General features: G+C 70.3%; 9 protein-coding genes, 2 pseudogenes and 1 riboswitch. Of the genes and pseudogenes, 7 read left to right on the top strand and 4 right to left on the bottom strand.

Translation table 11 applies throughout. The features are described from left to right. From J1C73_RS21330 to J1C73_RS21310, 5 genes and pseudogenes are all read left to right on the top strand, one after another. A pseudogene (locus J1C73_RS21330) lies at positions 1-334 on the top strand (flavodoxin-dependent (E)-4-hydroxy-3-methylbut-2-enyl-diphosphate synthase); the annotation flags it as partial. A gap of 25 nt (positions 335-359) precedes the next feature. After that, positions 360-2,321, top strand: a complete 1,962-nt coding sequence (gene dxs, locus J1C73_RS21325) for a 1-deoxy-D-xylulose-5-phosphate synthase (RefSeq protein WP_207317825.1) — start codon at positions 360-362, stop codon at positions 2,319-2,321. Beyond that, positions 2,318-3,712 (top strand): aspartate aminotransferase family protein, encoded by a 1,395-nt coding sequence (locus tag J1C73_RS21320; protein WP_207317824.1) that lies wholly within the window; start codon positions 2,318-2,320, stop codon positions 3,710-3,712. The genes dxs and J1C73_RS21320 overlap by 4 nt, the downstream gene beginning before the upstream one ends. Before the next feature lie 67 nt (positions 3,713-3,779). After that, entirely contained in the window at positions 3,780-4,388 is a 609-nt protein-coding gene (locus tag J1C73_RS21315; protein ID WP_207317823.1) for a helix-turn-helix domain-containing protein, read from the top strand. 47 nt (positions 4,389-4,435) lie between these two features. After that, on the top strand, positions 4,436-4,612 hold the full coding sequence (locus J1C73_RS21310) for a DUF6126 family protein (RefSeq protein ID WP_164494480.1): 177 nt from the start codon (positions 4,436-4,438) through the stop codon (positions 4,610-4,612). A gap of 28 nt (positions 4,613-4,640) precedes the next feature. Here the strand turns inward: J1C73_RS21310 and J1C73_RS21305 are convergent, their stop codons facing one another. Beyond that, positions 4,641-5,453: a tyrosine-protein phosphatase gene (locus J1C73_RS21305; protein WP_207317822.1), complete on the bottom strand. Its 813-nt coding sequence runs from the start codon at positions 5,451-5,453 to the stop codon at positions 4,641-4,643. Positions 5,454-5,962: 509 nt separating this feature from the next. Beyond that, positions 5,963-6,123: riboswitch (cyclic di-AMP (ydaO/yuaA leader) on the top strand. Between the two features lie 3 nt (positions 6,124-6,126). Between J1C73_RS21305 and J1C73_RS21300 the strand changes: the two genes are divergently transcribed. Both J1C73_RS21300 and J1C73_RS21295 read left to right on the top strand, forming a co-directional pair. After that, entirely contained in the window at positions 6,127-7,080 is a 954-nt protein-coding gene (locus J1C73_RS21300) for a M23 family metallopeptidase (protein WP_207317821.1), read from the top strand. Between the two features lie 183 nt (positions 7,081-7,263). Next, positions 7,264-8,109, top strand: coding sequence for an SGNH/GDSL hydrolase family protein (locus tag J1C73_RS21295; protein ID WP_207317820.1), 846 nt, complete (start codon positions 7,264-7,266; stop codon positions 8,107-8,109). Between the two features lie 13 nt (positions 8,110-8,122). Here the strand turns inward: J1C73_RS21295 and J1C73_RS21290 are convergent, their stop codons facing one another. The 3 genes and pseudogenes from J1C73_RS21290 to J1C73_RS21280 all read right to left on the bottom strand — a co-directional run. Then, a complete protein-coding gene (locus J1C73_RS21290) occupies positions 8,123-8,686 on the bottom strand; it encodes a GNAT family N-acetyltransferase (RefSeq protein WP_207317819.1) in 564 nt (187 codons plus the stop codon). Positions 8,687-8,728: 42 nt separating this feature from the next. Next, positions 8,729-9,610, bottom strand: a complete 882-nt coding sequence (locus tag J1C73_RS21285) for an STM4011 family radical SAM protein (RefSeq protein ID WP_207317818.1) — start codon at positions 9,608-9,610, stop codon at positions 8,729-8,731. A gap of 8 nt (positions 9,611-9,618) precedes the next feature. Further along, a pseudogene (locus J1C73_RS21280) lies at positions 9,619-10,390 on the bottom strand (STM4012 family radical SAM protein); the annotation flags it as partial.

The following is a 10,390-nucleotide window of genomic DNA, read 5'->3' as shown; positions in this document are numbered from 1 at the left end:
GCTGGAGATCGTGTCCTGCCCCTCGTGCGGTCGCGCCCAGGTGGACGTCTACAAGCTGGCGGACCAGGTCAGCGCCGGTCTGGAGGGCATGGAGGTGCCGCTGCGGGTCGCCGTGATGGGCTGTGTCGTCAACGGTCCCGGCGAGGCCCGCGAGGCCGACCTCGGCGTCGCCTCCGGCAACGGCAAGGGCCAGATCTTCGTCAAGGGCGAGATCATCAAGACGGTGCCCGAGTCGAAGATCGTCGAGACCCTCATCGAGGAAGCCCTGAAGATCGCTGAGGGCATGGACGACGCCGGGACACCATCGGGGGTCCCCGCCGTCATCGTGAGCTGAGACAGGATTAGAGAGGGGGCCCGGCATGACGCTTCTGCAGAGCATCCGGGGGCCGCACGATCTCAAGACGCTCAACGAACCACAACTCGGCGAACTCGCTGAGGACATCAGGAAGTTCCTGGTGCAGGCCGTGGCCAGGACCGGCGGTCATCTGGGACCCAACCTCGGTGTGGTGGAGCTCTCCATCGCCCTGCACCGGGCCTTCGACTCGCCCGTGGACCGCATTCTGTGGGACACCGGCCACCAGAGCTACGTGCACAAACTCCTCACCGGACGGCAGGACTTCTCCAAGCTGCGAGGCAAGGGCGGCCTCTCCGGCTACCCCTCCCGCGAGGAGTCCGAGCACGACGTCATCGAGAACTCGCACGCCTCCACGGTGCTCGGCTGGGCCGACGGCCTGGCCAAGGCCAACCAGGTGCTGGGCCGCCCCGACCACGTCGTCGCGGTCATCGGTGACGGAGCACTCACCGGCGGCATGGCCTGGGAGGCGCTGAACAACATCGCCGCCGCCAGGGACCGGCCACTGATCATCGTCGTCAACGACAACGAGCGCTCGTACGCGCCGACGATCGGCGGCCTCGCCAACCACCTCGCCACGCTCCGCACCACCGACGGCTACGAACGCTTCCTCTCCTGGGGCAAGGGTGTCCTCCAGCAGACGCCCGTCATCGGACAGCCGCTCTACGAATCGCTGCACGGCGCCAAGAAGGGGTTCAAGGACGCCTTCGCCCCGCAGGGCATGTTCGAGGACCTCGGCCTGAAGTACGTCGGACCCATCGACGGGCACGACACCGCCGCCGTCGAGTCCGCGCTGCGCCGGGCGAAGCGCTTCCACGGCCCGGTGCTCGTTCACTGCCTCACCGAGAAGGGCCGCGGCTATCAGCCCGCCCTCCGGGACGAGGCCGACCGGTTCCACACCGTCGGTGCGATGGACCCGCTGACCTGCGCCCCGCTCGCCCCGGCGGCCGGTCCTTCCTGGACCTCGGTGTTCGGGGACGAGATCGCCGCGATCGGGGCCGAGCGGCCGGACGTCGTCGCCGTCACGGCCGCGATGCTGCACCCGGTGGGGCTGACGAAGTTCGCCGAGGCGTTCCCCGACCGGGTCTGGGACGTCGGGATCGCCGAGCAGCACGCGGCGGTCTCCGCGGCGGGACTGGCGACCGGCGGGCTGCACCCCGTCGTCGCCGTCTACGCCACCTTCCTCAACCGGGCCTTCGACCAGCTCCTGATGGACGTCGCACTGCACCGCTGCGCAGTGACCTTCGTCCTGGACCGGGCCGGGGTCACCGGGCCGGACGGGGCGTCCCACAACGGCATGTGGGACCTGTCCCTGCTCCAGGTCGTGCCGGGGCTCCGGATCGCCGCACCGCGCGACGCCGGCCAGCTGCGGGCCCAGCTGCGCGAGGCCGTCGCCGTCGATGACGCCCCGACCATGATCAGGTTCCCCAAGGAGTCGGTGGGGGAGCCGGTCCCCGCCATCGGCCGGATCGGCGGCATGGACGTACTGCACCGCGACGAGGACGCCGATGTGCTGCTGGTCGCGGTCGGTGTCATGGCCCCCGTCTGTCTGCGGGCCGCAGGTCTGCTCGCGGGCGCCGGTATCCGCTGCACCGTGGTCGACCCTCGCTGGGTCAAGCCGGTCGACGAGCAGCTGGCCCCGCTCGCCGCGCGGCACCGGCTCGTCGCCGTCGTCGAGGACAACAGCCGGGCGGGAGGCGTCGGCTCGGCGGTCGGGCAGGCGCTGCGGGACGCCGGGACCGATGTACCGCTGCGCACCTTCGGCATTCCCGAGCAGTTCCTCGCGCACGGCAAGCGCGCCGAGGTGCTGGCCGACATCGGACTCACGCCGGTCGAGATCGCGGGCCGGATCAGCGCCACGCTGGCCGCCGCGCAGCCGGTCGCGGCCGACGGGCACGGACTTCCCGTCGACGACGGGTACCACGGGCGCAATGCCCTGGGCAACGGGCACAAGGAGAGCGGGGCATGAAGGACGACGGGCCCAAGGGCTTCGATCTGGCGCAGCTCCTCGCGGAGCGCGGCGCCGAGCGCTACGAGCTGCACACGAAGTACCTCAACCACCAGCTACCGCGCATGTTGCACACCATCGGCTTCGACAAGGTCTACGAACGGGCCGAGGGCGCGCACTTCTGGGACGCGGAGGGCAACGACTACCTGGACATGCTGGCCGGCTTCGGGGTGATGGGGCTCGGCCGGCACCACCCCGTCGTACGCAAGGCCCTGCACGACGTCCTGGACGCCTCGCTCGCCGACCTCACCCGCTTCGACTGCCAGCCGCTGCCGGGGCTGCTGGCCGAGAAGCTGCTCACGCACAGCCCGCACCTGGACCGGGTGTTCTTCGGCAACAGCGGGACGGAGGCCGTCGAGACGGCGCTCAAATTCGCCCGGTACGCGACCGGGAAGCCAAGGATCCTGTACTGCACGCACGCCTTCCACGGCCTGACCACCGGCGCGCTCTCGGTCAACGGCGAGGCCGGATTCCGGGACGGCTTCGCCCCCCTGCTGCCCGACACCGCCATCGCGCTCGGTGACCTCGACGCTCTGCGGCGCGAACTGAAGCGGGGCGATGTGGCCGGCCTGGTCGTCGAGCCGATCCAGGGCAAGGGCGTGCACGCCTCGCCGCCCGGCTTCCTGCGCGCCGCCCAGGAGCTGCTGCACAAGCACAAGGCCCTGCTCATCGCCGACGAGGTGCAGACCGGTCTGGGCCGGACCGGTGACTTCTACGCGTACCAGCACGAGGAAGGGGTCGAACCGGATCTGGTCTGCGTCGCCAAGGCGCTCTCCGGCGGCTATGTTCCCGTCGGGGCGACCCTCGGCAAGGACTGGATCTTCAAACGCGTCTACTCGTCGATGGACCGGGTGCTGGTCCACTCGGCCAGCTTCGGCTCCAACGCCCAGGCGATGGCGGCCGGGCTCGCGGTCCTCACCGTGATGGAGGACGAGGAGATCGTGGCGAACGCGCGCCGCACCGGTGATCTGCTGCGCGAGAGGCTGGCCGCACTGGTCGGCCGCTACGAGCTGCTGCACGAGGTGCGGGGGCGCGGGCTGATGATCGGCATCGAGTTCGGCCGGCCGTCCTCGCTGAAGCTGCGCAGCCGCTGGACCATGCTCCAGGCGGCCCGCAAGGGACTGTTCGCGCAGATGGTGGTCGTGCCGCTGCTCCAGAAGCACCGGATCCTCACCCAGGTCTCCGGCGACCATCTCGAAGTGATCAAGCTGATTCCGCCGCTCGTCATCGACGAGGCGGACGTGGACCGGTTTGTGACCGCGTTCACGGCGGTGATGGACGACGCGCACAACGGCGGGCTGATGTGGGACTTCGGCCGGACCCTGGTGAAGCAGGCCGTCGCCAACCGTTGATCAGCGGAGGATTTGCCTCGGAGGTAAGAAATTTGCCTCCGAGGAAATATCCTGGCCCAATGGAGACATGAATCCTCCAGAAGGAGGGGTGGCCGACGAGCTGCCCGGTGTCGCGCCACGCCTGCGCGATCTGCGCCGCGGCCGCGGGCTCACCCTGGAGACCGCCGCCCAGCGCGCAGGGCTCTCACCCGCCCATCTGTCCCGGCTCGAAACGGGCCGGCGGCAGCCCTCGCTGCCGATGCTGCTCGGACTTGCCAGGATCTACGGTACGACGGTCTCCGAGCTGCTCGGCGAGATCCCCCCGGAACGTGACGCGATCGTCCGCGGCCGGAAGTTCGAGGGGGCCGAGGCCGACGGCTGGATGTACCAGCAGGCCGGTGGCTCGGGCCGGGCGATGCAGGCGCTGCGCGTCCGGGTCCCGTACGGCGCGCAGGGCGACCTGGTGCGTGTCCATCCGGGTGAGGAATGGCTGTATGTCCTGGCCGGAAACCTCAGGGTGACCCTCGGGGACACCGTGCACGACCTGGGCCCCGGCGACAGTGCGCACTTCGACTCGCTCACCCCGCACCGGATCGCGGCGCCGGAGCGCGAGGGCGCCGAGCTGCTCTTCGTCCACACCCTGCTGCAGAGCCCCGCCGCCGAGCTGTGTCTCGGCAGCGGGATCCACCGGCGCTGAGGCGCCGTCCCCGCCGCCGGCCCGTCCGGTCGCCAGAGAGGACTGTCATGTCCGATTCCGAGAACTACGACCCGCTCACCCCGGCCAGGCGGAAGGACTCCGACTCGCAGGAGCGGAAGATGCCCCGCGGCCTGGTCATCAGGCTGTTCGCCTACCTGGTGGCCGGGCACGTCATCGCGGGCTTCCTCTACCTGCTGTTCGCGGTGGGGATGCACAACCAGTAGCCGCGCGCTCTGTGGCCCGGCCGGCCGGTCAGGCCTCGTCGAGGAGCCGCTCGCGCAGCCGCTCCCGTGTCTCGGGGGTGATCTTCAGCCCCTCGGAGAGGTAACGGTCGGTGCCGCCCCAGGTCTCGTCGATCGTGTCGAAGGCCGCGGCGAGATATTCGCTGTGGGCGCCGAAGAGCGGGCTGAGGAGCTCCATCACCTCGGGCGACATCCCGGCCGCCGAGGTGTCGCTGCGGCGCACCCGGTAGCGGCGGTGGGTTTCGTTGGACTTGAGGTAGTCGGCCTCGACGGCCTCGCGCCCGACGCCGACCGCGAGCAGGGAGACCGCGATCGAGAGCCCTGCCCGGTCCTTGCCGGCCGCGCAGTGCATCAGGGCGGGGACGCTGTCCTCGGCCAGGGCGTGCAGCACGCGACTGTGCTCGGCGGTGCGGTCCAGGATGATCGAGCGGTAGGAGGCGACCATGCGGTCGGTCCCCTTGCCGCCGCCGAGGATGCCGCGCAGCTCGTCCATGTTGCCGTCGCGCACCATCTGCCAGAACTCGGTGCCGTCCGCCGGATCGGTGAGGGGGATGTTCACATGGCGCACGCCGGGCAGCTCGACGTCCATTCCGTCCAGCTTGAGGTCGGTGGCGTTGCGGAAGTCGAAGACGGTGTGGAGGCCGAGGCCGCCGAGGAACGCGGCGTCCTCGGCGGTGGCGCCCGCCAGGTGACCGCTGCGGTACAGCCGTCCGTACCGCACCCGGCGGCCGTCCGAGGTGGGCAGCCCGCCCACGTCACGGAAATTACGGACTCCTGCCAGCTCGGGTTCCGTCGACGGGGTCTGCGGCAGCTGCTGCGTCACGGTCGCTCCTGGAGGCTCTGCCGCCGACGCGTGTCGCCGACGGGTCCATTCCCGTGACGATACGACATCGGATACTCGGGCAATCATGTCGGTGACGGCCCCACGGGCCGTTCTTCCGCCCTTTGCGCGGCCCCCGGACCGCCACGGTTCCGGACCGTCGCGGCACGCGCAGCGACGGTAGTGCCGACGCGGGGCGGCCGGGGCTCCGGAGTGAACGGCGGGTGCGACATGTCCGTATTGAGGCTTTTAGGCGAACATGCCCTGCTTATAAGGGAGATGGTCGCCCACTCGTGAGCGGGATCATATCCGTGACGGTGTGTGGCGGTGCGCCGGTTGGGTAATCCGTGCGTCGTGCGGAAAGCCAAGATCCATAATCCACGGAGTGTCACCGGAATTCCGCGCCGATTTTCCGGAGCGGAATCCGGAATGGAACCCATGGCTTGTTTCCGCCGTCCCGGCTCGCTTACCTTCACTCTCAATCCGGATGGAACGCCTAATCCTGCCGCCGTCCGGAATTCGCACCCACTCACCGTGTGGCAGGAGCGGGGGAACCAGGTAAGCCGCCGACCGGAGAGATCCGGCCGGCTCGGGGTTAAGTCGCGCCAGGCGTGACCGGGCATCTCCAGTCCGAACCCGACAGCTCACCTCGTAGGCGCCGGAGAGGGAAATCTTCATGCCCATACTGGGTAAGCACCGCCGTCCGAAGTCCAGCACCATCGCCCGTGGCATCGTCGTCGCCAGCGCCGGCGGAGCCGTCATCGCGCTTCCGCTGCTCGGTGCCACCGGTGCCACCGCCGCGGAGCATGCCGCTCCCGCCACCGCGAAGTCGGCCGCCGCCACGCACGCCGCCCCGGCCAAGCCGGTCGCCGAGAAGCAGGCCGGCACCAAGACGTACTCCGTGGTCTCCGGCGACTACCTGTCGAAGATCGCTGCCCAGCACAAGCTCAAGGGCGGTTGGGAGAAGCTGTACCAGGACAACCGCGAGGTCGTCGGCGACGACCCGAGCCTGATCTTCCCGGGCATGAAGCTGACGCTCGGCGGCGAGGCCTGGGGCCACGCCTCGGCCACCGGCTCGCACACCTCCGCGGGTGCCACCACCCCGTCGAAGGCCCCGGCTCCGGCCAAGACCGAGTCGAAGGCCCCCGCGGCCTCCAACTCCGCGCCCTCCTCCGGCGCGCAGGCGTCCAACGAGACCTCGGCCCCGGCCGGCCAGGGCACCGCCTCCGGTTACGTCCACCCGGTTCCCGGCAGCCACACGACCGCCTACCGCGCCTCCGGCGCCAACTGGTCCAGCGGCAGCCACACCGGCATCGACTTCCCCGTCTCCACCGGCACCAGCGTGAAGGCGATCACCTCGGGCACCGTCGTCACCGCCGGCTGGGGCGGCGCGTACGGCAACGAGGTCGTCATCAGGCACGCCGACGGCCACTACTCGCAGTACGGCCACATGTCCTCGCTCTCCGTCTCGGCGGGCCAGACCGTGACCGCGGGCCAGCAGGTCGGCCTCTCGGGCGCCACCGGCAACGCGACCGGCCCGCACCTGCACTTCGAGATCCGCACGGGTCCGGCGTACGGCTCGGACATCGACCCGATCGCCTACCTGGCGTCGCACGGGATCAACGTCTGATCCAGGCAGCACCGGTCCGGTGACCCGGACCAGAGCAATACAGAGAGGGACGGTGCGCGGCGGCGCACCGTCCCTCTGCTTATTCCCCCTTTACCAAAAACTGACCGGGTGGTCTATCTCACCACCCGTCAACCCCGTATTACGGTCGCGTAGGTCACATTCGACGGTGCAGGATATGCCCTTGTGGCAAACGATTCGAGAAACATCCGACAGGGCGTCATCAACCGACAGGGCGCCATCGAGTCGTACGCGGCGATTGGCGACAGCTTCACCGAAGGAGTCGGCGACCTCGGCCCTGACGGGACATTCGTCGGCTGGGCGGACCGGTTCGCGGTAATCCTCGCGGACCAGCTCCCGGACCCCGAAAGGACGCCGCGCATTACTGGCGCCGCGCACGGGAACTTCAGGTACGCCAATCTCGCCGTACGAGGACGTCTCCTCGACCAGATAGTCGAGGAGCAGGTGCCGCGCGCCAGGGAACTCGCCCCCGACCTGGTGAGCTTCTGCGCGGGCGGCAACGACATCATCCGGCCGGGCACCGACCCCGACGACGTCGCCGAGCGCTTCGAGCGCGCGGTCGCGGAGCTGACCGAATCGGTCGGCACCGTCATGGTCACCACCGGCTTCGACACCCGTGGTGTTCCCGTGCTGCGCCATCTGCGCGGCAAGATCGCCACCTACACCGCCCATGTGCGGTCCATCGCGGACCGCTACGACTGCCCGGTGCTCGACCTCTGGTCGCTGCGCTCCGTGCAGGACCGGCGCGCATGGGACGGCGACCGGCTGCATCTGTCGCCCGAGGGACACACCCGGGTCGCGCTGCGCGCCGCCCAGGTGCTCGGTCTCGACGTGCCGGCCGACCCGGACCAGGAGTGGCCCCCGCAGGCGTACCGGGGAACGCTGGAGGTCCGGCGCGACGACATCAACTGGGCGCGCGAGTACCTGGTGCCGTGGATCGGGCGACGCCTGCGCGGCGAGTCCTCGGGGGACCACGTGGAGGCGAAGCGGCCGGACCTGCTGCCGCTCTGAGGGACCGGGCCGGTCAGGGTTCGCCGAACGGGTGCCGCTCGGCGAACTCGGGGGCGGTGATGCCCAGAAGCACCAGGTCGTGATGGCGTCCGGCGAAGAACTCGTGCTCGCGCAGCCGGCCCTCCTCGGTGAAGCCGAGCCCGCGGTGCAATGCGACCGACGCGCCGTTGTACGCGTAGATCCGCGCCTCGCACTTGTGATAGCGCCGCTCGCCGAACATGAAGCCCAACAGCAGCACGATCGCCTCGGACGCGTACCCGCGCCGCTGATGACCGCCGCCGACCCCGATGCCGTAGGTGAACCTGCCGGTGCGCGGGTCGGCGTCATGGGTCGAGATGCCACCGACGAGCACTCCGCCGTCCAGGGCCTCGATCGCCAGCCGGAAGCAATCCCCGGTGGGCTTGGCGACGGCCTGCTCCGCCGCCCAGGCGCGGTACCCCTCGGCGGAGCGCGGCGGGTGGAGCATGTCCCCCGACCGTTGGTGATCCGAGTACCCGTCCATCTCCATGAACGCTTGCCAGTCATCGGGTTCGATGCCGCGCAGCCGCACCCGCTCGCCTGTCCAGAAGGATTTCATGGCGCCCATGCCACCAGGCCGTTCAGCGCTCCGTCCAGGCAATTAGGGGCTCACCCGCTGAACAGAACGCGGCAGCCGGGCCGGAACGCGTTCCAGCACGCCGCCCGCGAACACGTCGTACAGCGGCAGCGTCTCCAGATGGACGTAGCCGATGTGGCAGTCGCACACGGCCAGCGGGCAGGCCCGCGGGCCCAACGCCCCCCGGTAGCTGCCGTCGTAGAGATTGCCGAGCTCGGCCCGGACGAAGTGGCAGCGGCGCACCGTGCCGTCCCCGTCCACCGAGATGACCGACTCACCGGTCCGGCAGGGCAGCCCGGCCGAACGGTGCGGATGACGGCTGTAGGGGAACAGCGGATCGATCTCCGTCCACCGGTCGGCCTCCTCGTCCGTGTAGCTGTGCCCTTCCGCGGCGTTGACCCAGAGGTACACCTCTTCGGGCAGCGCCGCCCGCAGCCGCCGGGCCTCGTCGAGGTGGCCGTCCAGACCGACCACACCGACGCTGTGGCGGATGCCCAGGGACGCCAGCTCCCCGCACCGGGCCAGGAAACGCTCGTACGGCGTCTGGCCCGGGTGGTACGTGCACCACAGCGCGATCTTGTCCCGGCCGGCGGCGCCTGCCGCGGCCAGCCACTGCGTACGGCCGCTGAGGTTCGTCTGGATCGCCACCCGGCGGATGTGCGGCAGTCGGGCCAGCTCGACCAGCGCCCGGCGGTACCAGGAGCGGACCAGCCCCTCGCCCCACGGGGTGAACAGCACCGAGATCCGGTCACCGGTCTGCGCCGCCGCCCACGCCGTGAACCGCTCCAGCGCGGCCCGGTCCGCCCGCAGTTGCTCCCGGCTGTCGCGCCGCTTGGCGAACGGGCAGTACGGGCAGTCGTAATCGCACGACGCGAGCGGACCGCGGTAGAGGATCGTCAGGTCCATGAAGGGGCTCACTTCAGCTCGTACGAGGCCATCGCGGCCCGCACTGGGGGGGAGAAGAGGTCGGGGCCCAGGGCGTCGGAGTGCGCCAGCCCCTCGGGGGACAGGCGCAGCAGCCCGGCGGCCGGCGCGTCCGGATCGAGCCAGCCCCGTTCCTCGAACAGGGCCAGCTCTTCGCGGAAGTCCTCGTCGGGGGAGGTGGCGAACCGCTCGCGGTACTCCGACAGCCGCAGCCCCTCGGCCTGGAGGACCGACTGCAGGAGATGACGGCGGCGCGCCTCGTCGCCGTCGGTGAACCGGCCCACCTCGGCGTGCGAGAAGTCCTCGGCCGTCGTGTAGCCGTCGATGATCGCCCGCACTTCCCGCATCTCCACGGCGTAGTCGAAGGAGTAGTGCAGCCGCGAGGTGTAGGAGCGGGCGCCGCAGCCCAGCCCGATCATGCCGTCGGTCTGGCAGGCGTAGTCGTCGGGTCCAGCGGTCTGCGGGGCGTCGGCGCGGCGGAACATCCGCATCGACACCTGCTCGTAGCCGTTGCCGAGGAGGTGATCGCGGCCCGCGCGGTACAGCCCCAGCCGCTGCTCGTCCCAGACGGACTCCGCGTCCGCGGCCGAGGTGCCGATCCTGCCCAGGCCGGTCAGCGGACGTACGTACAGCGGGTAGAGGTACAGCTCCTCCGGCCGCCATTGGAGCGCCGCGTCCAGCGAGGTGCGCCAGCTCGCCCCGGTCTGTCCGTCGATGCCGTAGATCAGGTCGATGTTGAGGACCGGGACACCGGTGTCCCGG

This window comes from Streptomyces laculatispora, assembly GCF_017353455.1.
Taxonomy (GTDB): Bacteria; Actinomycetota; Actinomycetes; order Streptomycetales; family Streptomycetaceae; genus Streptomyces; species Streptomyces laculatispora.
This window is presented reverse-complemented; position numbering and strand designations above follow the sequence as displayed.